This is a genomic window from Halobacillus sp. 12SKB (assembly GCF_052941655.1).
The window spans coordinates 3320023-3345425 of record NZ_JBRFWR010000001.1 but is presented as its reverse complement, the minus strand read 5'-3'; the positions used below and the strand labels follow the sequence as shown (position 1 = coordinate 3345425).

The 25403-nt window shown below is 45.7% G+C and carries 24 protein-coding genes; 22 read left to right on the top strand and 2 right to left on the bottom strand.

Translation table 11 applies throughout. The annotated features are described in order from the left end of the window. Positions 1–370: 370 nt before the first annotated feature. The 20 genes from ACQ4XT_RS16670 to ACQ4XT_RS16575 all read left to right on the top strand — a co-directional run bounded on the left by ACQ4XT_RS16670 (position 371) and on the right by ACQ4XT_RS16575 (position 22027). Entirely contained in the window at positions 371–646 is a 276-nt protein-coding gene (locus tag ACQ4XT_RS16670; RefSeq protein WP_226589200.1) for a YlmC/YmxH family sporulation protein, read from the top strand. 57 nt (positions 647–703) lie between these two features. Beyond that, the gene (gene pgeF, locus ACQ4XT_RS16665) at positions 704–1501 is read left to right on the top strand and encodes a peptidoglycan editing factor PgeF (protein WP_446854638.1); all 798 of its coding nucleotides are present in this window, start codon (positions 704–706) and stop codon (positions 1499–1501) included. A 21-nt stretch (positions 1502–1522) separates the two neighbouring features. Next, positions 1523–2194 carry a YggS family pyridoxal phosphate-dependent enzyme gene (locus tag ACQ4XT_RS16660; RefSeq protein ID WP_446854637.1) on the top strand — a complete coding sequence of 224 codons (672 nt, stop codon included), beginning with the start codon at positions 1523–1525 and terminating at the stop codon, positions 2192–2194. 21 nt (positions 2195–2215) lie between these two features. Further along, complete coding sequence (locus ACQ4XT_RS16655; protein ID WP_446854636.1) at positions 2216–2665, top strand: cell division protein SepF; 450 nt, start codon at positions 2216–2218, stop codon at positions 2663–2665. Positions 2666–2668: 3 nt separating this feature from the next. Continuing rightward, complete coding sequence (locus tag ACQ4XT_RS16650) at positions 2669–2938, top strand: YggT family protein (RefSeq protein ID WP_089652828.1); 270 nt, start codon at positions 2669–2671, stop codon at positions 2936–2938. A gap of 75 nt (positions 2939–3013) precedes the next feature. Then, positions 3014–3787 carry a YlmH family RNA-binding protein gene (locus ACQ4XT_RS16645; RefSeq protein ID WP_446854635.1) on the top strand — a complete coding sequence of 258 codons (774 nt, stop codon included), beginning with the start codon at positions 3014–3016 and terminating at the stop codon, positions 3785–3787. A 76-nt stretch (positions 3788–3863) separates the two neighbouring features. Continuing rightward, positions 3864–4388: a DivIVA domain-containing protein gene (locus ACQ4XT_RS16640; RefSeq protein WP_089652830.1), complete on the top strand. Its 525-nt coding sequence runs from the start codon at positions 3864–3866 to the stop codon at positions 4386–4388. Between the two features lie 891 nt (positions 4389–5279). Next, positions 5280–5753, top strand: coding sequence for a signal peptidase II (gene lspA / locus ACQ4XT_RS16635; protein ID WP_446854634.1), 474 nt, complete (start codon positions 5280–5282; stop codon positions 5751–5753). After that, a complete protein-coding gene (locus ACQ4XT_RS16630; RefSeq protein WP_446854633.1) occupies positions 5750–6661 on the top strand; it encodes an RluA family pseudouridine synthase in 912 nt (303 codons plus the stop codon). Before lspA ends, ACQ4XT_RS16630 begins: the two co-directional genes overlap by 4 nt. Before the next feature lie 192 nt (positions 6662–6853). Next, positions 6854–7396 (top strand): bifunctional pyr operon transcriptional regulator/uracil phosphoribosyltransferase PyrR, encoded by a 543-nt coding sequence (gene pyrR, locus ACQ4XT_RS16625; protein WP_446854632.1) that lies wholly within the window; start codon positions 6854–6856, stop codon positions 7394–7396. A gap of 186 nt (positions 7397–7582) precedes the next feature. Beyond that, positions 7583–8971, top strand: a complete 1389-nt coding sequence (locus ACQ4XT_RS16620; RefSeq protein WP_446854631.1) for a solute carrier family 23 protein — start codon at positions 7583–7585, stop codon at positions 8969–8971. Between the two features lie 163 nt (positions 8972–9134). Further along, on the top strand, positions 9135–10031 hold the full coding sequence (locus ACQ4XT_RS16615) for an aspartate carbamoyltransferase catalytic subunit (protein WP_446854630.1): 897 nt from the start codon (positions 9135–9137) through the stop codon (positions 10029–10031). Next, positions 10032–11321, top strand: a complete 1290-nt coding sequence (gene pyrC, locus ACQ4XT_RS16610; protein ID WP_446854629.1) for a dihydroorotase — start codon at positions 10032–10034, stop codon at positions 11319–11321. Continuing rightward, on the top strand, positions 11302–12411 hold the full coding sequence (locus tag ACQ4XT_RS16605) for a carbamoyl phosphate synthase small subunit (protein ID WP_446854628.1): 1110 nt from the start codon (positions 11302–11304) through the stop codon (positions 12409–12411). Before pyrC ends, ACQ4XT_RS16605 begins: the two co-directional genes overlap by 20 nt. Further along, positions 12390–15593, top strand: coding sequence for a carbamoyl-phosphate synthase large subunit (gene carB, locus ACQ4XT_RS16600; RefSeq protein WP_446854627.1), 3204 nt, complete (start codon positions 12390–12392; stop codon positions 15591–15593). The genes ACQ4XT_RS16605 and carB overlap by 22 nt, the downstream gene beginning before the upstream one ends. After that, the gene (locus ACQ4XT_RS16595) at positions 15590–16348 is read left to right on the top strand and encodes a dihydroorotate dehydrogenase electron transfer subunit (protein ID WP_446854626.1); all 759 of its coding nucleotides are present in this window, start codon (positions 15590–15592) and stop codon (positions 16346–16348) included. Before carB ends, ACQ4XT_RS16595 begins: the two co-directional genes overlap by 4 nt. Next, complete coding sequence (locus ACQ4XT_RS16590; protein WP_446854625.1) at positions 16345–17277, top strand: dihydroorotate dehydrogenase; 933 nt, start codon at positions 16345–16347, stop codon at positions 17275–17277. The genes ACQ4XT_RS16595 and ACQ4XT_RS16590 overlap by 4 nt, the downstream gene beginning before the upstream one ends. Continuing rightward, on the top strand, positions 17243–17965 hold the full coding sequence (gene pyrF / locus ACQ4XT_RS16585; protein WP_446854624.1) for an orotidine-5'-phosphate decarboxylase: 723 nt from the start codon (positions 17243–17245) through the stop codon (positions 17963–17965). The genes ACQ4XT_RS16590 and pyrF overlap by 35 nt, the downstream gene beginning before the upstream one ends. After that, positions 17940–18566, top strand: a complete 627-nt coding sequence (gene pyrE / locus ACQ4XT_RS16580; protein ID WP_446854623.1) for an orotate phosphoribosyltransferase — start codon at positions 17940–17942, stop codon at positions 18564–18566. Before pyrF ends, pyrE begins: the two co-directional genes overlap by 26 nt. Before the next feature lie 1286 nt (positions 18567–19852). Beyond that, positions 19853–22027, top strand: a complete 2175-nt coding sequence (locus ACQ4XT_RS16575; protein ID WP_446854622.1) for an FUSC family protein — start codon at positions 19853–19855, stop codon at positions 22025–22027. A gap of 39 nt (positions 22028–22066) precedes the next feature. Here the strand turns inward: ACQ4XT_RS16575 and ACQ4XT_RS16570 are convergent, their stop codons facing one another. Continuing rightward, positions 22067–22192, bottom strand: coding sequence for a hypothetical protein (locus tag ACQ4XT_RS16570; protein ID WP_446854621.1), 126 nt, complete (start codon positions 22190–22192; stop codon positions 22067–22069). A gap of 105 nt (positions 22193–22297) precedes the next feature. Beyond that, positions 22298–24013, bottom strand: coding sequence for an Rqc2 family fibronectin-binding protein (locus tag ACQ4XT_RS16565; protein WP_446854620.1), 1716 nt, complete (start codon positions 24011–24013; stop codon positions 22298–22300). Between the two features lie 142 nt (positions 24014–24155). Here ACQ4XT_RS16565 and ACQ4XT_RS16560 point away from each other — a divergent pair, with 142 nt between their 5' ends. Both ACQ4XT_RS16560 and remA read left to right on the top strand, forming a co-directional pair. Beyond that, the gene (locus ACQ4XT_RS16560; protein WP_446855719.1) at positions 24156–25046 is read left to right on the top strand and encodes a YicC/YloC family endoribonuclease; all 891 of its coding nucleotides are present in this window, start codon (positions 24156–24158) and stop codon (positions 25044–25046) included. Between the two features lie 79 nt (positions 25047–25125). Then, positions 25126–25389 (top strand): extracellular matrix/biofilm regulator RemA, encoded by a 264-nt coding sequence (gene remA, locus ACQ4XT_RS16555; protein ID WP_027954142.1) that lies wholly within the window; start codon positions 25126–25128, stop codon positions 25387–25389. Positions 25390–25403 lie beyond the last annotated feature (14 nt).

Below are 25403 nucleotides of genomic sequence, written 5' to 3'. Positions count from 1 at the left end.
TAGAGCGCTTTATGCATATAACACCAGGGTAGTGGAAGGCAGTCTCCCCCGGTGTAGGGGTTCGTTACCCGCATACGAAGAATGGATTGGCTGGGAAGCTGCGAGACTCCCGTGGGAGAAAGGAGATAGGCGAGATCCCGCAGGACGAAGTCCGAGGAAGCTCGGCACTCCCCCACAGGAAAGCGAGTAGCTTCCCAGCCAACCGAGACGCTCCACAAGGCAACGAACCCCTGAAACATCTCGAGTCTGAGTCTTCCACAAACCTCCCATATACTTTATTAAGGTTTTGAGTAAATGGGTGGAATCGTTTTCTCTGTTTTCTAAATTGTTGATTCTATGCATATAGTGGGAATAAGGAGAGTGAGGAGAAATGAAAATCACGGAACTGCAGATGAAAGATGTCATTGCGATGGAAACAGGGGAACGTCTAGGATATATAAGCGATCTTGATATAGATACACAAAGGGGTCGGCTCAAGGGACTCGTCCTTACTTTGAAAGGGAAAGCGATGGGCCTTTTCGGGAAGGAAGAAGAAATGACAATCCCGTGGGACCAAATTGTGAATATTGGAGCTGATGTCATTTTAGTGAAAAAGAATGGCTACAAAAGCATTTCTACGGTACAAAAGACAGAATCAGACGAATAAGAGAAGAAATTGGATGAAAAATGTGTTAAAATGGAGTGAAATTGAGGTGGTGTTCAAATGGAACCTTTCCAATCACATTCCATTAGACAGATGACTTGTTTTCATTCCCACCAGAATGTGACTGCAGGATTGACAACACGTCAGGGCGGACATAGTGAAGCCCCTTTCGATTCGCTGAACATGGGGCTCCATGTATCCGATAAAAAAGAAGATGTATTGAAAAATAGACACGCGCTTGCCGGAGAGATTGGCATCCCGCTTTCCAGATGGGTAATCGGTGAGCAAGTTCATGGTACCGAGGTCGCTGCTGTAGATAAGAGAAATGCTGGAGCTGGTACGACTTCCTTGCAAACCGCCGTCTCGAAGGTAGATGGGTTGATTACCAATGAGAAAAACCTTGTCCTTGGCGCTTTTTTTGCAGATTGCGTGCCGTTATACTTTTCTGATTCTGAATCAGGCTGGGTCGGAATTGCTCATGCTGGATGGAAGGGAACAGTAAACGGGATGGCAGGAGAGATGCTCCGCGCACTTCAAGACAAAGGATGTAAGCTTGAAAACATCCAAGTCGTTATCGGTCCATCCATTGGCATGAAACACTATGAAGTTGATGATCATGTGATCAGTTTCATTCCTGAAAGCTACAAAAAAGAATGTGTGATAAATAAAGGAAAAGGGAAATATCAATTAGACCTGAAAGTACTTCACCGGAGAATGATGATAGAGGAAGGCTTGAGGGAAAACAATATTCAAATGACTGACTTTTGTACATACGAGGAAGAAAAAACGTTTTATTCCCACCGGCGCGATCAGGGAAGTACGGGGCGTATGCTTGGGTATATTACGCTTCGGACTTGATGAGCGGGAAGGAGTTCTAACATGTCGGTTGTAGATAACTTAGCAACAATTGATCAACAAATTGAACAAGCTTGTAAAAATAGTGGACGTTCTAAAAATGAAATCACCCTTATAGCGGTTACCAAATACGTCACTACTGAACGGGCGCAGGAAGCCCTGGAGGCCGGGATTAAACATCTTGGTGAAAACAGGAAAGAGGGCCTTCTGGAAAAGTATGAGGAAATCGGTGATCAGGCGACCTGGCATTTTATCGGGACCCTGCAATCGCGAAAAGTGAAGGATGTTATCGGACAAGTCTCCATGATCCACTCTCTTGACCGCAAGTCCCTTGCTAAAGAGATAAACAAAAGGGCTGGTTGTCCGGTTCCATGTTTTATTCAGGTTAACATTAGTGAAGAGGAATCTAAACACGGGTTAGCTGCTTCAGAAGTTGAATCTTTTATAGAAGTGTTAAGTCATTACGAAAATGTTAAAGTCGTCGGTCTGATGACGATGGCCCCCCATACAGATGACGAAGAGAAACTGCGTGGAGTATTCCGCCAATTGAGGGCTCTAAGAGATCGCATCAGGGACAAAGGTTACCGGCATGCCCCTTGTGAATATTTATCCATGGGAATGAGCAACGACTTTGCATTGGCGATCGAAGAAGGAGCGACACATATCCGCCTTGGCTCCAGTCTTGTCGGTGAATAAATAAAATCAGAGGTGATGAAAATGAGCATGAAAAATAAATTTCGTTCGTTTTTCACGTTGGATGATGAATACGAGTACATTGAGGAAGAAGTGGAAGATGATTACGAAGAAGAGCCTGCACAGCGTCAACGGGCGACGAAGAAACAGGAGCAGGGCAATGTCGTCAGTTTGAAAAGTGCTAAATCCTCATCAAAAATGGTGTTGAGTGAGCCGAGCAGCTATAACGAAGCTCAGGACATTGCCGATCAGCTGGTCAACCGCCGTGCTGTTGTAATCAATTTACAACGTGTCGATCATCATCAGGCAAAACGGATTGTAGATTTTTTAAGCGGAACGGTATATGCTATAGGGGGAGATATTCAAAAGCTCGGAACACAAACATTTCTGTGTACTCCTGATAACGTTGAAATTTCAGGATCTATTTCAGAAATGATTGCGCAAGATGAAGATGATATAAACAGAAGGTGGTAAGACATGGCGTTTTTGTTTCAGATTTTAATGACTGCACTACAAATTTACAGTTGGATTCTCATTATCTACATTTTGATGTCCTGGTTCCCTGGCGCGCGTGAATCTAGTTTCGGTGAAGTCCTTTCCCGGTTGGCTGAGCCTTTCCTGGAGCCTTTCCGAAAAATCATTCCTCCACTAGGTATGATTGATATTTCACCAATCGTTGCTATTCTCGTCCTGAACTTTGCTCGAGCAGGTTTAGGCGAACTATATTACATCATTATGGGATTATAAGTCGAGGAACAGATCAGAGAGCACATCTTTATGTTCTCACATCTGTTCCTTTTGGTAGTTATGGAGGTTTTTTAGGTGGATATCTATCAACACTTTCGAAAAGAAGAAAAGCCATTCATTGATCAAGTGTTATCTATTCGTGAAGATGTGGCTCTTAAATACCAGCGGAAGCTGACAGATTTCCTTGATCCGAGGGAACAAATGATCATGAAGGCAATTATGGGGAATGATCCGGATCTTATATACGGATTAGAAGGGGGAGCGGTGACTAGTGAACGAAAGCGTGCGATCATCGCTCCTGATTACGAGATTATTGAAAAAGAAGATTTTCAGTTGATGTTATTAGAGGCTTCCTATCCTCAAAAATTTGTAACGCTTGAGCATCGCGATGTTCTGGGGGCTTTTATGTCGTTGGGAATTCGCAGAGAGAAGATGGGAGATCTCGTTGTGCAGGATGGCATCCTTCAAATTACAGCAGCCTCTGAAATTAGTGACTACATTAAAATGAACTTAACCGGCATTAAGCGCTCCAACGTGCAATTTGAAGAAAAACCTTTATCTGCGCGGATAGAGAGTAATGAAACATGGTCGACGAAACAAACGACTGTTTCTTCGCTTCGCCTGGATGTTATGGTCAAGGAAATTTATGGGATGTCCCGTAATAAAGCATCCATGTTCATTGAAGCGGGACAGGTGAAGGTCAATTTCCGTACCGTTGAAGATACATCATTTTCATTAGAAGAAGGGGATCTCATTTCTTTACGTGGAAAAGGCAGAAGCCGACTCGATGAAGTGCTGGGTGAAACGAAAAAAGAAAAATATAAAGTGATGACATCAAAATTAAATTAATGTAGCAGCAAAGAAGGATAACGTAGGTTCCTGTCGAATTTATAAATTAGATCGATGTTTTGGGGAGGTGGATGGTGTGCCATTAACACCACTGGATATTCATAACAAAGAATTCACACGCGGTTTTAGAGGATATGATGAAGACGAGGTTAACGAATTTCTCGATCAAGTTATCAAAGATTATGAAATTGTTATCCGTCAGAAAAAAGAGCTGGAACGGGAAGTTAGTCAATTGAACGAACGTCTAGGTCACTTTAACGATATCGAGACGACGCTCAATAAATCAATTCTCGTCGCTCAAGAAACCGCAGAAGACGTAAAGAACAGTGCAAACAAAGAATCGAAATTAATTGTCAAAGAGGCAGAAAAAAATGCCGATCGTATTATCAATGAAGCACTTGAAAAATCACGCCGTATTAATATCGAAGTGGAAGATATGAAAAAGCAGGCAAAAGTTTTCAAAACAAGACTGCGTATGCTGGTAGAAGCTCAAATCGATATGATTGATAACGATGACTGGGATCATTTATTTGATACAGAGCTTGATGATGAGAAAGAAGTGGAGCGTAAAATGGAAGAGGAATACAGCTCCCAGCCTTAAGTACCATGCCGTACATACGGACATTATCCTTTCATACTAACCAAGGTGCCGTTCCCACAAGAACGGCACCTTTTCTCTTCCATCCCTTCTTAAGCAAACTGGCAGGATTCTTGAAGACTCAGTTTCGAGACTTTTATTGAGTGGATGGGGGCTACGGGGAATAGCTCGCTTTCCACGTGAGTCCGATGAGCCTCCTCAGGCTGACGCCTTACGGGGTCTCACCAAACACTCTTTTCCTCTTCGTTATTTAGTTCCGGCGCCTAGCGGCTAGTGAGACTTCCCTCGCTTCTGTCTGTACGATAAGTCAACATCGAATCACTCCGTTCTTCGTGTTTCCTTTATCTCCTCGAGCTCAGTCCAGTCCATACGCCGGTGATCAAGGCGCCTCCACACTAAAGTTAGGAGTCTCGCCATCCCCCTCCGCCCCTTTACCAAGGATGATTCTCGAAACCACTTCTAATAGATCAGCTTGAATGGTGAAGCGAAATGAATCATATAAACTTTTCCACTTACGAGACAGCCAGAACATAAAGCTTGGTGTAGAGCGTTTAATGCCTACTTAGGGAGAGGCGTAAGAGACACTCACTCGCGGTATAGGGGTTCGTTTCACTCCTCAACGAATGGGGTGGATGGGGAGCTGCGAGACTCTCGTGGGAGAAGGAGATAGGCGAGATCCCGCAGGACGCAGTCCGAGGAAGCTCGGCGCTCCCCCACAGGAAAGCGAGTAGCTTCCCGGCCACCCCTGACTCCCATTATGGCAAACGAATACCCGAAAGCATCGCGAAACTGAGTCGTCAACTAAACGGAGCTTACGCAGAATGGAGAAGTTGTTCTTTGCAGAGGGAGTTTTGTGGTACAATAGGCTAGGACTAAGATTCATGGGGGACGCTTATGATTTTGTATTATATCATCGCCATTGGTCTCATTATCCTTGATCAGTGGACGAAGTGGCTTGTGGTCACAAAAATGGATATTGGAGAAAGCATAACAATCATCGAAAACTTTTTCTACTTGACCTCTCACCGGAATCAAGGAGCTGCCTGGGGAATCCTGCAAGGGCAGATGTGGTTCTTTTATATCATAACGGTGGTCGTGATTGGTTTTGTCATTTACTATTTACATCAATATGGAAAAGAAAGTCGTTTTGTAGGTGTAGCGCTTGCATTCATCCTCGCGGGAGCAATTGGGAATTTCATCGACCGCGTATTTCGTAAGGAAGTCGTTGATTTCGCCAACACGTACATTTTCACTTATGACTTTCCTATTTTCAATGTAGCGGACTCTGCCCTTGTCGTCGGAGTGATTTTCGTCATGATTGCCACGTTCGTGGATGAGCGCAGAAAGAAAGGAAGTTTGAAATCTTGAGTGAACATTATAAGGTTACAGAAAATGATCAGTCCAAGCGGATTGATAAATTGTTAACAGAAGTCATCGAAGAAGCATCCAGATCCCAAATCCAGGGATGGCTTAAGGATGGCATTGTCTTCGTAGATGGGAAAGCGGTAAAGAGCAATTACAAGGTGCAGGAGGGGGAGAGTATCACTTGGTATATTCCCGAGCCTGAACCGATGGATATCCTCCCTGAGGACATTCCGATTGAGATCGTGTATGAAGATGAAGATGTCATTGTCGTCAATAAACCATCAGGCATGGTGATCCACCCGGCAGCGGGCCACTCCTCCGGAACACTCGTAAATGCTCTTTTATTCCATGTGAAAGATTTGTCTGGAATCAACGGGGTGGAGCGACCGGGAATCGTCCATCGGATTGATAAAGACACGAGTGGTCTATTGATGGTAGCTAAGAATGACCTTGCCCATCAATCCCTTGCTGAGCAACTGTCGAAAAAGACAGTGGAACGTAAATATGAAGCGATTGTCCATGGGGAAATTCATCATGAATATGGAACCATTGATGCACCGATTGGAAGGGATCCTAAAGATCGTCAAAGGATGGCTGTGGTCGATGGTGGACGTGATGCTGTGACCCATTTCCGCGTGCTGCGTCATTTCACTGATTTCACCCTCGTCGAATGTAAACTGGAAACAGGGCGTACACACCAGATCCGTGTGCATATGCGCTACATTGAGCATCCGCTAGCGGGTGATCCGAAGTACGGCCCTCGTAAAACGTTAGACCTTGATGGGCAGGCCCTGCATGCCAAATCCTTAGGTTTCGAGCATCCGAGAACAGGCGAATGGAAAAAGTTTGAGGTTGAGCCTCCAGCGGAATTTCAAGAGACACTGAAGTACTTGGAAACTCGGGAGGTATAAAAAGTTATTGACAAACTCTAATGGGAGTGTCATACTTCCATATAGAATATAAAGACCTTTAAAGACAGTCCCGTGAGGCTGAAAAGGTGACGGTTATACACAGGATACGTGTATCGAGAACCCCTTTTCTGCCATTATGCGGAAAAGGGGTTTTTTCGTCACTGAATCCATGGAATCAAGGAGGACTCAATCATGAATCCAAAAGCTACAGTACTCGATGATGCAGCGATCCGACGGGCATTGACCCGGATCTCACATGAAATTATTGAAAAGAATAAAGGGATTGAGGACCTTGTCCTAGTAGGAATTAAAACCCGCGGCGTTCCAATTGCTCAACGTCTCAAGGAAAAAATCCAGGAGATTGAAGGTGGAGCCCTTCCGGATGGAGAGCTTGATATCACGCTTTACCGCGACGATTTAACTCCTAAGGAAAATGGTGCGGAACCTCAATTGAAAGAAACGAATATTACGGCGGATATTGATGGCAAGAAAGTCATCCTCGTCGACGATGTTCTTTATACAGGCCGGACGGTGCGTGCCGCAATGGATGCACTGATCGACCATGGGCGACCGAAAGAAATCCAGCTGGCAGTCTTAGTAGACCGGGGGCACCGGGAGCTGCCGATCCGAGCGGATTATGTCGGGAAAAATGTTCCGACTTCCCAGGAAGAAATCATTACCGTCACTTTATCTGAAACGGATAAAGCAGACGAAGTGAAAATTTATGAAAAATGAATGAAGAGTAACCTTTAAAGGAAGTCCCGTGAGGCTTAAAAGGTTCGTAAGGATACGTGTATCTCTACACGTCTACCTCTTTGCGTACTTTTTAAGCGCAAAGAGGTTTTTTTATGGGAAAATCTCGAGGGCTCAAAGCCACTTACTACCTCTAATAGAAGAGGAGACATCAAGGAGGAAATCAATATGAAACAACATCAAGCAGCACTCGACGTTAATGAAGTCCCAGCACTCAATAAATGGCTTGTTCTAAGCCTCCAGCATCTGTTCGCAATGTTCGGCGCAACGATTCTCGTTCCTTTTCTGACCGGCTTATCGCCATCAGTCGCTCTTGTATCAAGCGGGTTCGGAACACTTGCTTACCTGCTCATTACAAGAGGGAAGGTGCCGGCCTATCTCGGCTCAAGTTTTGCTTTCATCGCTCCGATTATAGAAGTTTCCAAATCGAGCGGGGTTGCCGGGGCAATGGTCGGAAGTTTTCTTGCCGGTCTCGTCTACGGACTGGTTGCCCTTTTAATCTCCATTTTCGGAACGAAGTGGCTCATGAACCTGCTTCCTCCGATTGTGGTCGGCCCGGTCATCATAGTCATCGGTCTTGGGTTGGCTTCAACGGCTGTGGAGATGGCTATGTACCTGCCGGGGCAGGAAGAAAACATCTACAGTGGAACGCACTTCATGGTCGCTCTTGTCACTCTGGCTATCACGATTATTGCATCCATCTATTTTAAAGGATTCTTTTCCCTGCTGCCCATCCTCTTCGGAATTGTCGGCGGTTATGCATTCGCTATGACCCAGGGAATTGTAGATACGAGTGGCATCCAGGAAGAATGGACGGCCATTACGACAGCCGGCTCGTTTACGGGCGCTATAGCAGCTCTCTTCCAGGCTCCTGATTTCGTTGTCCCATTCATCGACTTTTCACCGCTGGAAGTGATCAGCTGGGAAATCGCCTTTCTGATGGTTCCCTTTGCGCTTGTCACCATCACGGAACATACAGGCGATCAGATGGTCTTATCGAAAGTCGTAGGCAGAAACTTTTTGAAAAACCCAGGTCTTGATAAATCCATTCTTGGAGATGGAGTCGCCACATTCATCGCCTCCTGTCTGGGAGGACCGCCGAACACCACCTATGGAGAAAATATCGGAGTGCTCGCGATTACGAGAGTGTACAGTGTGTTCGTCATTGGCGGAGCAGCTGTGATCGCCATCGTCTTCGGTTTTATCGGCATGGTCACCGCGGTCATCAGCTCCATCCCGACAGCCGTCATGGGAGGGGTGTCCATCCTGCTCTTCGGAATCATCGCCTCCAGTGGCCTGCGGATGCTGATTGATAATCAGATCGACTTTGGTGAAAAGAGAAACCTGATCATCGCTTCTGTCATCCTTGTCATCGGTGTAGGCGGTGCTTTCGTCCAAGTGACGGAGGAAGTCCAAATCGCGGGAATGGCGCTTGCAGCCATCATCGGTGTCGGCCTTAACTTGATCCTTCCTGGTAAAGAAAAAGGACACGGAAATGGACAAATGTTTGAGGTGCCTGAAATCGAACAGAAAAACAACAAAGATCATGTAGCATAACCAACACTAGCTTCACGTTTTAACTGAGTCCCGAGAGGCTCGAAAAGGTGTACTAGGGATGGGCTCGTCTGTCATGCGACGAGTTCAGCACCCCCAGACACCTGGGGGTGCTTTTTTTCTCCTTAGTCCCCGTTACATTACTTAAAGGAACGGAGAGATGTACATGACCGCTATTCGATCCAAGAGGAATTTGCTTTCCATTAAACAGCTGAGCAATGAACAGATCTATCACCTGCTTCATTTAGCAGATCGACTGGAAGATCCCACAAACTTCCCCTCTTATACGGGACATTTTGCTGCCAATCTATTTTTAGAACCGAGCACACGTACAAAAACGAGCTTTCACATAGCCGAAAGGAAGTTGGATTTTGAAGTCGTTGAATTGGATGGCGTTGATTCCAGCTTAACGAAAGGGGAAAGCTTGTATGACACTCTAAAGACATTAGAGTCCATCGGCGTGGATCTAGCTGTCGTCCGGCAATCCGAAGTCGGAGGGCTCGCGACATGTACCGATGGATTAGATATGCCTCTGATCAATGCCGGAGATGGCTGTGGGGAGCATCCCACACAATCACTCCTGGACTTGTACACGATCCATGAACATTTTCATAGTTTCAGAGGCTTGCATATCTGCATTGCGGGAGATTTGAAACATAGCCGTGTGGCAAGGTCCAATGCCTATGCACTGAGACAGCTCGGGGCCCGGGTATCTTTTGTCAGTAAACCAGATTGGCAGGACCCTACCATGACAAAGGACTACATTACGATGGACGAAGCCGTTGAAACGTGTGATGTCCTGATGCTGCTGCGGATTCAACATGAGCGGCATACAAACCATGGTGTAATAGGGAGTTATCTAGAAGAATATGGGCTGACCGTCGAAAGGGAGGCGCAAATGATGAACCACAGCATCATCCTTCATCCAGCTCCTGTCAATCGCGGGGTGGAAATCGATGAGAGGCTTGTGGAATGTGAAAAATCAAAGATTTTCAGGCAAATGACGAATGGAGTGACCATGCGGATGGCCATCATCCACGCACTCATGAAAGGGGAGCTTTAAATGAAGAAGAAAATCATCAACGGTCAGGTGTTTACGGATCATAGCTTTGATCGATGCGAAATTCTGATCGAGGACGGTAAAATTGTTGAAATAGCTCCGGATGTCGGAGAAGCGGATGAGGTCATTGATGCGAAAGAAGGGTTTGTTCTGCCGGGGCTGGTCGATGTCCATATCCATTTGCGTGAACCTGGAGACGAACAAAAAGAAACGATCCTTACAGGAACAGAAGCTGCGGCTCGTGGAGGATTCACAACGGTGTGTGCCATGCCGAACACAAAGCCTGTACCTGATTCCGAAGAGAACATGGAAACATTATTGGAGAAGATCAAGCAGGATGCAACCGTTCGAGTGCTGCCTTATGCTTCCATCACGACTCGTCAACTTGGAAGAGAGCTTGTTGACATGCCGACGCTGTCAAAAATGGGTGCCTTCGCCTTTACCGATGATGGAGTTGGTGTTCAAACCGCGGGCATGATGTACGAAGCGATGAAGGAAGCGAGTCGTCTGAACAAAGCCATTGTTGCTCACTGCGAAGATAATTCACTCGTGTACAAAGGTGTCGCTCATGAGGGCGAGGTAAGCGAGAGACTCGGCCTCCCTGGCATAGCGAATGTTGCTGAATCCGTGCAAATCGCGAGAGACGTCCTTCTTGCCGAAGCGACCGGCTGCCATTATCACGTGTGTCACGTATCAACGAAGGAATCGGTGAGGGTCATCCGGGATGCGAAAAAGGCAGGGATTCATGTCACAGCAGAAGTGACTCCGCATCACTTGATTCTAAACGAAACAGACATTCCTGAAGACGATGCCTTTTTCAAAATGAACCCGCCGCTTCGATCAAAAGAAGATCAGCAAGCGCTCGTCGAAGGGTTGATGGACGGGACTATCGATTTTATTGCGACCGATCATGCTCCACATACGGAGGAGGATAAAAAACAAGGTTTTCTTTACTCGCCTTTTGGAATTACAGGATTGGAAACCGCTTTTCCGCTCTTGTTCACTCATTTTTTAGAAAAGCATGGAATTCAGCTGGAGCGTCTTGTGGAGTGGATGACGAGTAAGCCGGCTGAGATTTTTGGAATCCCATATGGAACATTGAAAAAAGGAGCACCAGCGGATGTAACCATTGTGGACGTAAACCATGAACGGATGATTGACCGTCACAGTTTTGTATCAAAAGGGAAGAACACGCCGTTCCATGGCTGGAGAGCGAAAGGTTGGCCGGAGCTTACGATGGTTGACGGAAAAATTGTATGGGAGGGAAAAACGCATGAAACAACTCGTGCTTGAAGATGGAACCGTATTTGTAGGAGAAGGATTCGGAAGTGAAAGGGAAACGATCGGTGAGGTCGTTTTCAACACAGGAATGAGCGGTTATCAGGAAGTGATTTCTGACCCTTCCTACTATGGACAGTTGATCACATTTACTTATCCACTCATCGGAAATTACGGGATCAATCGCGATGATTTTGAAACCGTCAACCCGGGAGTGTTCGGGGTCATAGTAAAAGAACACTGTGATTTTCCTTCCAATTTCCGTAACGAAGAAACGATTGATGAATTTCTGAAAGCTAAAAATATACCAGGCATCAGCGATATTGATACGAGAAAGCTGACAAAAATCATACGCCAGCACGGAACGATGAAGGCGATGATCACTTCATCCGATCGTCCGGTTTCTGAAGTACTTCACATACTGGAAGCAACTCCGCTGTTGAAAGATCAAGTAAAACAGGTATCGACGGTGAAGCCTTATGTTGTTCCAGGACGTGGCGAGCGGATCGTCCTTGTTGATTATGGTATGAAACACGGGATTTTACGGGAATTCACGAAGCGTGATTGTCATGTGACCGTCGTTCCTTACCATACTTCATCAGAAGAGATCCTAAGACTAAAACCGGATGGCGTCATGCTATCGAACGGTCCTGGAGATCCAAAAGATGTTCCGGAAGCGATCCAAACGATTAGGGAATTGATGTCTCAAGTACCTATATTCGGAATCTGTCTCGGTCATCAGTTGATTGCTCTTGCTTCTGGAGCAGATACTTCTAAGATGAAATTCGGCCACAGAGGAATCAATCAGCCTGTGAAAGATTTGGATACAGGAAGAACCTATATCACATCACAGAACCATGGCTATTCCGTCAACCTTCATTCACTGGAACAGACCGAGCTGCGCCTTTCTCAAGTTTCTTTGAATGACAACTCTGTGGAAGGATTGAAACACAAGAACCACCCTGTTTTCTCTGTGCAATACCATCCGGAGAGTTCACCAGGACCTGAAGATACGGCCCACTTATTCGATGAATTCTTGAAAATGATCGATCACCATCAGAAGACAACGAAGGAGGACTCCCAATGCCTAAGCGTACAGATCTAACTAAAATTCTCGTCATCGGATCCGGTCCAATTGTTATCGGCCAGGCCGCTGAATTCGATTATTCCGGAACCCAAGCCTGCCAATCTTTGAAAGAAGAAGGGTATGAAGTCATCCTTGCAAATTCGAATCCAGCAACGATCATGACTGACCATACCTTTGCCGATCAAGTCTACATGGAACCACTAACCCTTGAGTTCCTGCAGAAAATCATCCGAAAAGAAACCCCGGATGCGATTCTCCCGACGCTTGGGGGGCAGACAGGTCTGAATATGGCGGTAGAGTTGAGCGAATCTGGCATTCTTGAAGAATTTGATGTGGAACTGTTAGGGACGCCGCTCGATGCGATCCAACAAGCGGAAGACCGTGAGAAATTCCGGTCCTTGATGCATGAAATGAACCAGCCTGTACCTGAAAGTGAAATTGTCAGCACAGTAGAAGAGGCACTGGATTTTGCAGAGACCATCGGCTTTCCGGTTATCGTCCGTCCGGCTTACACGATGGGCGGAGCCGGTGGGGGCATGTGTGACGATGCCGCTCAGTTGAAAGAGATTGCTAGAAGCGGACTGGCGGCTTCTCCGGTCAGCCAGTGCTTGATAGAAAAAAACATTGCCGGCTTCAAAGAAGTGGAGTATGAAGTGATGCGCGATGGTGCGGACAACAAAATTGTCGTTTGTAACATGGAAAACTTCGACCCTGTCGGTATTCATACCGGTGATTCCATCGTTGTCGCTCCTTCTCAGACACTAAGTGACCGTGAGTATCAAATGCTTAGAAATGCGTCTTTGGAAATCATCCAGGCTCTCCGAATTGAAGGTGGATGTAATGTACAGCTTGCTCTCGATCCGAATAGTTTCCAATATTACATCATCGAAGTGAATCCACGCGTCAGTCGTTCTTCTGCCCTTGCATCCAAGGCGACCGGCTACCCGATTGCAAAATTAGCAGCCAAAATCGCTGTAGGAATGACGCTTGATGAAATCAAGAATCCAGTTACTGGTACGACCTATGCCTGCTTTGAACCAGCACTCGATTATGTCGTAACGAAAATCCCGCGCTGGCCGTTCGATAAATTTGCCAAAGGAAACCGTACACTCGGGACACAAATGAAAGCGACCGGTGAAGTGATGAGTATCGGGAGAAGCTTTGAAGAATCTCTTCTAAAAGGCATCCGTTCACTGGAAGGCGATACAGAAGAACTTTACCTCTCTTATGCGGAACATTTGAAAGATGAAGAGCTGACAAGAAGACTGAAAAAGGCGGATGATGAGCGGATATTTTTAATCGCAGAGGCATTAAGGAGAGGCTATTCCATTGAAAGCCTGCATGAAACGACAGGCGGGATTGACTTATTCTTCCTTTATAAACTACAGCGAATCATTCAGCTTGAAAAGAAAGTCGCACAAGGAGAATTGGATGCTTCTTTACTACAAAAGGTGAAGAGAATAGGATTTTCTGATCAGCAAATCGCACGTTTAACAGAACGTAAGGTTACAGAAGTGAGGGAATGGAGAAGAAGTCACGGGATCCGCCCGGTGTACAAAATGGTCGATACATGTGCCGGAGAGTTTGAGTCGGAAACACCTTATTTTTACAGTAGTTATGAGGATGAAAATGAAGCCATCCCGAGCGAAAATAAAAAGGTGCTCGTCATTGGTTCAGGCCCGATCCGGATTGGGCAGGGGGTCGAATTCGACTATGCGACCGTCCATTCTGTCCTGGCTCTCAAAGAAATGGGCTTTGAAGCGATTATTATGAACAACAACCCGGAAACGGTCTCCACAGACTTCAGTGTTTCTGACAAACTTTATTTTGAACCGTTATCATTGGAAGATGTAATGAATGTCATCGATCTCGAACAGCCTGAAGGAGTCATCGTCCAGTTCGGTGGGCAGACGGCCATCAACCTCGTAGACGGATTGACCAGAGAAGGCGTCAAAATATTAGGTACAACAATGGAGTCGATCGATAAAACAGAAGACAGAGATTTGTTCGAACAACTGCTTAACGATCTGAACATCCCTAAACCAGGAGGAGAAAGTGTCACAAGCGCAGAGGAAGCATTCCTTGCGGCTGAAAAGATCGGCTTTCCACTTGTCGTCAGACCTTCCTATGTTCTTGGCGGACGTGCGATGGCGATTGTCTATTCAAATGAGGAACTATCTTCTTACTTGGAAACGAATGCTGCCGCGCACAATGACCACCCCATTTTGATCGACAAGTATATGACAGGAATGGAAATTGAAGTGGATGCGATCTCGGACGGTGTAGATGTTTTCATTCCAGGAATTATGGAGCATATTGAACGCGCAGGAGTCCATTCAGGAGATTCCATGGCGGTTTATCCGACCCAGCGACTTACGAAGGAACTCGAACAACAGTGTATCGACGCGACAACGAAGATTGCCAGAGAGCTGAATATGAAAGGACTCATCAACATCCAGTTCGTCGTTTACAAAGGGACAGCCTACGTCCTTGAAGTGAATCCTAGAGCAAGCCGGACCGTTCCTTTCTTGAGTAAAATCACAGGTGTTCCAATGGCACGACTTGCGACGAAGGTTCTATTAGGAAAAACGTTGGCAGATGAAGGGTACACATCCGGAGTAGCTGCCAAGCCGAATGGTGTCTATGTCAAAGTGCCTGTGTTCTCCTTTGAAAAACTGAGAAGTGTTGATACGACGCTCGGGCCTGAGATGAAGTCAACCGGCGAAGTCATCGGGTATGATCAAACATTGGAAAAAGCCCTTTATAAGGGAATGACATCCGCAGGCTTGAAAATACCGACTCAAGGATCTGTTCTGCTGACCGTTGCAGACAAAGACAAATCAGAGATGTTGGACATTGCGAAGACATTCTTTGAGCTGGGCTTCCGATTGTTCGCTACAGAAGGTACAGCTTCCGTAATAGAAGAAGCGAAGATTCCGGTCGAAGCTGTAGGAAAAGTAGGATCCGATCAGCGCGACGTCATTGATCTGATTCAGCAAGGAGAAGTACAATTCGTCGTCAATACCCTCAATAAAGGTATGCGTGCAAGATCGGACGGATTCAGAATCCGTAGAGAAGCCGTCGAACATGGCCTCGCCTGCTTAACCAGTCTGGACACGGCAAAAACCATTGTTGATGTCATCAATGCTATGTCCTTCTCGGCACGTGCGATCACACCGATGGAAGGGGTGACAGGATGAAAAACGAAAGGATGACTATTCTTAAGCATGAAAAGCTTGCGAGAGATACGCACCTTCTCATGCTGGAGGGGGATTTGGTCAAGGACATCGAAGATCCCGGTCAATTCGTCCACGTCAAAATTGATGGTTTCTACCTGCGTCGCCCGATATCCATTGCGGATTATAATCCGGTAAATGATACAATGACTCTCATTTATAAAGTCATGGGAGACGGGACGAAAGCTTTAACACGTTGTCCGGTTGGTGAGCGTTTAGATGTTCTAGGTCCTGGAGGTCAAGGCTTTCCGGCAGCAAGAATCCATTGCGATCACGCCTTAATTATTGGTGGAGGGATCGGAGTGCCACCGCTTTACAGTGCGGCGAATAAACTGAAAGAAAACGGAGTGTCCGTTACGAGTATTCTCGGTTTCAGATTAAAGGAGGATGCCTTTTTACTGGATGAATTCAAGGCCCTTGGAGAAGTCCACGTGACGACAGAAGATGGATCACTAGGGAGGAGCGGCCGTGTGACGGACGCTCTCCCTGATGTGAAAGATAATTACCAGCACTACTTATCCTGTGGTCCGACGGTGATGCTGAAAGCAGTGGCTGATCATCTTTCTGACAAAGAAGGATACTTGTCCATGGAAGAGCGGATGGGGTGTGGCATCGGAGCCTGCTTTGCCTGTGTCGTAGAATCTAATGATGAAAAAGGATACAAGCGCATCTGCTGTGATGGACCTGTATTCAAGGCCGGGGAGGTCGTCTTAACATGAATTTAACTGTCAATCTACCAGGTTTACGTTTGAAAAATCCCATTATGCCGGCTTCTGGGTGTTTTGCATTCGGGAAGGAATTCGCCCAATTTTATGATTTATCCAACCTTGGAGCTGTCATTATGAAAGCAGCTACGAAGGAACGCCGCTTTGGAAATGGCACACCAAGAGTTGCTGAAACCGCAAGCGGCATGTTGAATGCGATCGGACTGCAAAATCCTGGTGTGGAAAGCATCATCTCAGACGAAATCCCATTTTTGAAAAACCATCACCTTCCGATTATTGCAAATGTTGCCGGCAGTACAGTAGGGGAGTATGTGGAGGTCGCTGAAAAAATCTCCCCTCACGTGGATGCCATCGAACTGAACATTTCTTGTCCGAATGTCAAAGAGGGAGGGGTGCAGTTCGGCACCGACCCGGCCTTAGCGAAAGAAGTGACCCGTCATGTCGTTGAAGTTAGCCATGTACCTGTATATGTGAAACTCTCCCCGAACGTGACTGACATCGTCGGTATGGCTCTTGCAGCAGAGGAAGCAGGTGCATCTGGTCTTTCAATGATCAATACCTTAACAGGAATGAGGATTGATCCTAAGACGCGCAAACCTGTCATTGCAAATGGAACAGGAGGTCTCTCCGGAGCAGCGATCAAACCGATCAGCATCCGGATGATCCATCAGGTCTATCAAGCAGTAACCATCCCAATTATAGGCATGGGCGGGATTGAATCAGCTGAAGATGTGTTGGAATACTTACTTGCCGGTGCAAGTGCAGTAGCGATTGGAAGTGCGAACTTCAAAAATCCGTTCATATGCAAAGAGATCATTGAAGAACTGCCGGCTGTTCTCGCACGTTACGGTTTTTCAAGCGTAAAGCAAGCGATTGGAGGTGCCCACGATGAAAAAGTTGAAACCCCTGTACTTCGCTCTTGACTTCCAAACAGGAAACGAGGCCTTGGATTTCTTGGAGCGTAACCATCTTACGGGTATTCCGGTGAAAGTGGGCATGGAGCTTTTTTATAAAGAAGGCCCAACCGTCATCCATCAATTAAAGGAAAAAGGGCACGAAATTTTTCTCGATTTGAAACTGCATGATATTCCAGAAACAGTCCGCCGTGCGATGAGAAATCTTGCAAGTCTGGAAGTTGATGTCGTAAACGTCCATGCTCAAGGTGGGGAAGACATGATGAAAGCCGCAAAGATTGGCTTAAAAGAAGGAGCGCAAGGTCAGGTGCCCGTCTTGTTAGCTGTCACGGTCCTTACCTCTTCAGACCAGCAAATGCTGAAAGATCAGCTGCTGATCGACCATCCTTTAGCTGAAGTAGTCAAGCATTATGGTATGCGGGCAGAGAAATGTGGCGTGGATGGTGTCGTGTGCTCAGTAGAAGAGGCCGGGATCATAAAGAAAAATACTGGGCTTGCCGCTTTAACACCAGGAATCCGTCTCGATGGTGGAGAACAGCATGACCAGAAACGTGTGGCTACACCCGAGAAGGCCCGGGTAACCGGGAGTGATGCGATGGTTGTAGGCAGAGCTATCCGAGACGCAGAAAACCCTTTGGAAATGTACAAAAAAATAAAGGAGGCCTTTCAACATGAGTCGATCAACCATCATAGATGACCTGCTTCACATAGGAGCGGTGAAAATTGAAACCGATCACTTCTTCACATGGACATCCGGACTAAAGTCTCCGATTTATTGTGATAACCGCTTAACGATGTCCTATCCTAAAGTAAGAAAAAACATTGCGGAAGCATTCGCGGAAAAAATTGAGGCTCTCGGTCCCATCGATGTTATCGCAGGTTGCGCGACAGCGGGTATTCCCCATGCAGCCTGGGTGGCGGATCTTCTGAACTTACCTATGGTTTATGTCCGGTCGTCGGCCAAAAAGCACGGAAAAGGAAATCAGATTGAAGGTCACATTGAAAAAGGGCAGAAGGCGATCGTCATCGAGGATTTAATTTCAACAGGAAAATCCTCAATAGAAGCTGCAGAAGCCCTCGAGAACGAAGGTGTTGAAGTGGTCGAAGTACTGTCGATCTTCACTTATAACCTTCAAACGGCTCAAGAGGCGTTCGCAGGTAAAAGCTACTCATATCAATCCCTGACAAGTTATGAAGAGCTTCTTCAGCAGTTACTTACTGAAAATAAAATCGAAAAAGAGCAGGAACAACTGTTGATGACGTGGAGACAGGATCCTTATGTTTTTACGAACTCTTAACGTATAGAGGAGTTGCTATTTCTTCAGTCTCCTAGTACGATGAAATCATCAAAACATATTGGTGATGAAAATGAAATCTAAAAAACATTCTTTCTTCATACTCATGAATGCCTCGCTCGGCTTATTGACCTGTTTTGTCTATTTGTACACGTGGGTGGCATTCGCATTTATGGAGTCCATGTGGTCTTTAGAACCTTTATTGAGCTTATTCGCTTCCCTCACTTTATTCATTTTGTGGAATGTTTACATGTTGAAGCGTGAAAGTAGAAGGTACTGGGCACAGGCGATCTTTTCTTATTTAGCATCAATAGCAGTATTCGCATATTTCCTAACCTAAAACCACGATCAATCGTGGTTTTTTTTATCCAATGGCATAATGTCTATGCATATTCTATTCAAGGAAAGCTCCCTTTTCTGGAAGACTCAGTTTCGAGACGTTTGTGAGGTGGGGCGGGGCTGCGGGGGATGACTCGCTTTCCGCAGGAGCGAGGTGAGCCTCCTCGGACTGCGTCCTGTGCGGCTAGCGAGACTTCCCTCGCTTCTGTACGATAAGTCAACATCGAATCATTCCGTTCTTCGTGTTTCCTTTATCTCCGCCAGCTCAGTCCAGTCCATACGCCGCTGATCAAGGCGCCTGCACACTTAAGTTAGGAGTCTCGCCATCCCCCTCCGCCCCTTTGCCATATAAGTATCTCGAAACCACCTCCCGAATGATCAGCTATTCCGTTTGATGGGGGTATCAGTAAACAACTCCCATGCCGAGGCACTCGAACCCTGAAATTTTGATACAGAGAGTTTTATGCTTACAACAATTGGGGGAGCGGGAGATCTCCCCAATTGGTAAAGGGGTTCGTTATCCTCTTCATCGGATGGGGTGGTTGGGAAGCTAGGAGACTCCCGTGGGAGAGAGGAGATCGGCGAGATCCCGCAGGGCGTAGCCCGAGGAAGCTCGCCACTCCCCCACAGGAAAGCGAGTGGCTTCCCAACTACCCCTGACGCTCAACCAGGAAACGAACCCCAAGACACCTCGAAACTGAGTCTTCCACAATCCTGCCATTATCTTAAAAAGTTTATATGATGTAAAGATAGTAGGATAAACGATTAAGGAAGGCTGCTTTATCTTTGACAGATGGGGGAGTGCACTCTATAATTTATCTTTATCTATCCTGTCGTTACTCTTACGAATAAAGGAATAGGGATGTGCGGACTTATAGAAAAGTGATACCTATTTGATAAATGGGATTAACGCAATACATAAAAAAACAGAAGAGAGGAGGAATTGTTCCATGTATGAAATAGGAAGACAATCGTATTGGTTCAAGAGAATGCTGGCTTCAGATCCAGGAAATAAGCGGTTGCAGCAGGCAGGGAAAGCAACACTCAGTGTGATCTCGGCTGTTTTCACTACTTTACTGGTCTTGAACCTGCTCGGGCACGATCCGCTTCTTCCCGCAATCATTTCTGGTGTATGTGGGCTGCTGGGGATCATGGCGGTAATGGATGATACGAAAAAAGAAAAGCAGGGCACGACACTTTTGCTTCCCTTTTCAGCGATCACTGGAGTGACGCTTGGGTCTTTAATGTCCTGGAGTGCCGTCCTCGTGTCCATGTTGATGATCTTGATCATTTTTTGCAGCTTTTATTTTTCTAAATTCGGTAGTCGATATTTTTCTTTAGGTATGATCGGATTTATTACCGTCTACTTTTCTTCCTTTTTAAAACTTCCTCCCGAACAATTCCCTTGGTTTTACGGTGCAATCTGTATCGGCATCACCTACGCATTTTTATATAATTTCATCATTTTTAGAGATACGGCTCAACAGCTTAAGCGTAGTCTTCAATCTTTTCACAGGCAGGCGAATCTGACCTTTGAATTGTTAGCAGATGTCGTTAAAGATCCAGAAAGGAATCAGATTCGTTCAAAAAAACTGACGGAGAATGTAAAAAAGTTGAGGGACTATGCCAATCATGTGTCCACGGACTTGAATGCACAGAATATTAGAGAAGTCTGGCCGGGAGTCCGTACGGAACAATTACGATTATATGTGTTTGATACGGCTATGTTTGTCATGACGCTTTCGGATAGCTTGGAAAAATTGAAAGAAAGTGGAGCACTGGAGACAGAAGAACTCCGTTCCATTCTCTTCCATCTCATTCAGACGTTGCAAAAGGCAGAAGTACTAAAAATGGAAAAGGAAGAGAAGCATCTTTCTGAAGCCGAACGAGTAGTCCTCGCTTTGAGAAAGATGATTGACCAAAGGTTTGGTGAACATGAAACAAGGCCGGAAGGGTGGCTGTATCTGCTCCGTCGTATCGAGGCGATTGCTACGCATGTGACGGAAGGAGCCCTCGCCATTAGATACAGTGGGGGAGGCTATCCAGATGATCAATCCTACGTAGAAGAAGAAGTACCAGAAGAAGAAGATAAAGAGCAGGGGATGGAGCCTTCAACAAAAAAAGCGATCCAATCGGTGATTGCCGGAACAATCGCTGTGATTGTGGGCCATTTGATTTCTCCTATCCAACCCTATTGGGTATTGTTAACGACATTTATCGTCCAATTAGGAACACCGACCGTTGGGCGCACCTATTTGAAAGGGTTGGAAAGATCGATCGGGACCGTAGCAGGGGCCATTATAGGTTTCATTTTGGCAAAATCTGTATCAGGACAATCGGAACTCGAAGTAGGTCTCATTTTTGCGGTCATCTTTTTTGCTTTCTATATGCTTCCCGTTTCCTACACCGTGATGAGTATGTTTATCACGATGCTCATCGCCTTCATGTACGACCTCATTTTGGGCGGAATCAGTTATTCTTTGCTGGTTGCAAGGGTGGTCGACACGATTGCTGGAGCTGGGATTGCACTAGCGGCGGCTGCCTTCATTTTCCCTACACGGACGCTTGATAAAATGAAGGAGCAGCTGGTGGAGTACTTAGAGAGTCTCGAGGAATATATCTTGTCTTACATTCGAAACTTCCGCCGTTCAGAAAGCATGAAGGGGCTGGCGGATCTCGCTTTTCAAATGGATGAGAAGATTCAGCTGCTTGAGGAGGATGCAAAACCTGCACTACAAAGACCTGGAGCTAATAAATACTCAGGTATCCCCCGGCTGCTCATGTCGTTTACGGCTATTAATTATTATGCGAAACAGTTAGTGGCTTCTACCTACCAAAAGGATTTTCATCACTCGAAGGAAATTACACATGCACTCAAACGTACGGAGAAGGTGTACAAGCACAACATACGTACAATCATGGCGGTCATGACCGGCGAAGTGATGAGTGGACAATTATTTAGGCTTCAACATGAGCGGGAAATGATTGAACGGTTTGCACCAGGACATAAGGAAGAGCAGGGAGATATTGTTCACCACTTGTTTTATATTTGGAAAATCAATCAAGCTTTGCTTGCTGTTGGAGAAAGAATGGGGCTTGAAACAGTAGAACGGATGGAAGATTAAAAGCAGCACGTGTGAAAGTACACACGTGCTGCTTTTTATTTATCTGTTACGATCGTAAGGACCTTCTCCAGCTTTGGAGATCGTCATTCGTTCTTCTCCAGAAGCTGGTTGAACAGCATCTCTGCTCTTTTTCGGATTGCGTTTGGATTTTGAATTTTTCGGCATAACAGCAACCTCCTTAATCGTATTCAGTTGCCTTTATATTATTTGTTATCCGGGCCTGTCGTATGTGAAAATCCCTGTGCCATTTATAGGCACAGGGATCATGGGTCAGTCTTTTTTCTTTAACTTTTTAATGAAAGTTGAATCAGGTGTCACAAACAACGTCTGTTGCTGGTCATAGGTGACAAACCCAGGTTTCGCTCCTGACGGTTTCTTCACATGGCGGATACGCGTGTAGTCTACTGGAACGGAGGACGACTTGCTGGATTTACTGAAATTCGCAGCAAGCTGGGCGGCTTCAAACAACGTATCTTCGCTCGGGTCTTCGTCTCGTATGACGACATGGGAGCCGGGAATATCTTTGGCATGAAGCCAAACATCCATTTTGTTTGCCATTCGGTTGGTTAAATATTCGTTTTGCTTGTTGTTTCGACCTACATAGATCAAGGTCCCGTCCGTCGACTCAAAACTTTCCGGTTTCGGTTTCTGGGGTTTGTTCTTACGGTTCCCTTTTGCAGACGTTTTTTTCTTTAAGTACCCTTGTTCACGCAGTTCTTCCCGAATTTCTTCGATGTCTTCTTCTCTAGCCGATTCTACTTGTTGAAGAAGACGATCGAAATAAAGGATTTCATCTTCTGCTTTTTGAATTTCCTTTTGCACGACTTCCTTGGATTTCTTCAGTTTCGTGTACGTTTGAAAATAGCTTTGTGCATTTTCACTCGGCGTTTTATTAGGATTGAGTTCGATCGTCATTTCTGATTGGTCGGGATCGTAGTAGTCAACGACCGTCACCGATTCGTCTCCTGTTTTGACCATGTGCATATGAGCAGTCAACAGTTCACCGAGTTTCTGGTATTCTTCGGCTGACTCCGATTTTTTCAGCGTCGTTTCGTGTTTTTTAATTTTTCGTTTGTTTTTATCCCGTTCATTTTTCAAGAAACGGTGTAAATCCCCTGCCTGCTGCTTAACACGGTCACGTTCTGCTTTCCCTGAATAATAATCATCCAGCATCGCACTGACGCTCTCGAAATTTTCCACACCATCTGAAAAGGCATGTAATGGAATGACATAGAACTGCTCTTTTTCTGCTCGATGGATTTGTGGCTCATACGTGTGATTGAGGATAATCTCTCGTATCTCCCGGTAGGCTTCTTTAACGGCTTGTGACCCACCGAGTCCAGCGCGATGCACAATTTCCTTCGTCACCATAGGTGAAAAACCCATCACCACATTCAGTATTTGTTTATCCATTTTGCCTGCGTTGAAGTCCAATTTCCTGATGAAATCTTCTGGTTCAAGGTCAACTGGGTTGATCTTTCCTTGTTCTGGTGGAAGTTTATAAGGCTGTCCAGGCATAATCGTTCGGTGCCGGTTTTGGGAAGGGGGTAAGTGTTTGATGCTGTCGAGCATATGTCCTTCTTCTTCATCCACAAGCAGGATGTTGGAGTGTTTCCCCATCACTTCAATAATGAGCGTTTTCATTGTTTCATCCCCGACTTCGTTGCGGGTGCGGATATGGAACTTCACAATCCTTTCCATGTCCACCTGTTCAATACGTTCAATAAAACCACCGACCAAATGCTTCCGGAGAAGCATGCAAAGCATAGGTGGTTCTTTAGGGTTATGATATTGATCATCCGTCAAATGGAAACGAGCATAGCTCGGGTGTGCGGACAACAATAGCGTATGTTTTTTTCGATTGGAACGGACCGTAAATACGAGCTCCGTTTCAGTTGGCTGATAAATTTTCACAATACGCCCGGACTGGATCGTTTCATTCAATTCGTTCGTGATCGCCCGGGTTACAATTCCGTCAAAAGACATCGTCTTCACCTCTCTACTGTTAGAAGTATAGCATGAGTAAAGCTCGTTATTCTAAAATTTTTCATCACGTAAAGCCAAACATTCGCAACACCAACCATTCATTTGCTAAAATAGGTGTTGAATTCATTTTACATATTAGGTGATGATCGTATTGTTAAAAAGTATGACAGGGTATGGAAAGAGTACGGTGGAAACCGGTGAATCAAGGATTCATGTAGAAATCCGATCGGTGAATCACCGCTTTTTGGATATAACAACCAAGATGCCTCACGCCTTGCTGTTTTTGGAAGAGCGGCTGAAACAAGTGGTCAAAGGCCGGTTGGCAAGAGGGCGTATCGATATCTTTATAACACTTGAAGCAGAAGAATTAGTTGAAAAGAAAATCGATGTCAATTGGGGAATAGTCAATCAATATATTACCCATTTGAAGGATATCCAGCACCGCCATGATTTGACGGGGGATATTTCTATTGATATGGTATCCAAGTTAGACAACGTTTTTTCGGAAAAAGAAACGGAAAACGATACGGATGAGTTGAAGGTGGCTTTATTAGATGCCATGGATAACGCTGCCAGAGAGCTTGTAGAGATGCGGGCGAAAGAAGGTCAGGAGCTGTATGAAGATCTTGAAAAACGCATCGCTAAAGTCCGGTCATGGCTGAATAGCCTGGACGAGAGGCGGCCGAGGGTGATCGAGGAGTATAAAGAGAGGATTCGGACCCGCGTAGAAGAATACACCAAAGAACAAATCAGGCCCGATGAAACAAAAATCCTCCAGGAAGTCGCTTTGCTTGCAGAAAAAGGGGACGTCACCGAAGAGTTGACTAGACTACAGTCCCATTTCGTCCAATTTGAGGACACCCTTTCGATGGATGAGCCTGTTGGAAGAAGACTCGATTTTATTGTCCAGGAAATGCACCGGGAAGTGAATACGATCGGATCGAAATCCAATGACGGCAAAATGACGGAAATGGTTGTGAATTTGAAAAGCGAGATTGAAAAGTTGAAAGAACAAGTACAAAATGTCGAATAACAATTGTGTTTATGCCTAGTTTTTTCATATAATAGAGGTAGTCATGAAAGTGCTTGGTCAGAAGAAGGAGGAGTCAGCTTTGAGCTTGAAATTAATTAATATCGGTTTTGGAAACGTCGTATCTGCGAATCGTATTATTTCTATTGTTTCGCCTGAATCCGCTCCGATCAAACGTATCATCACGGTCGCTCGTGACAATAATAAATTAGTAGATGCTACATATGGCCGCCGTACGCGTGCGGTCATCATTACAGATAGTGATCATGTCGTCCTTTCAGCCGTCCAGCCGGAAACCGTCGGGCAGCGTGTCATCAGTAACGACGAGATCTCAGATGAAAACTAGGAGGACTATTTGCA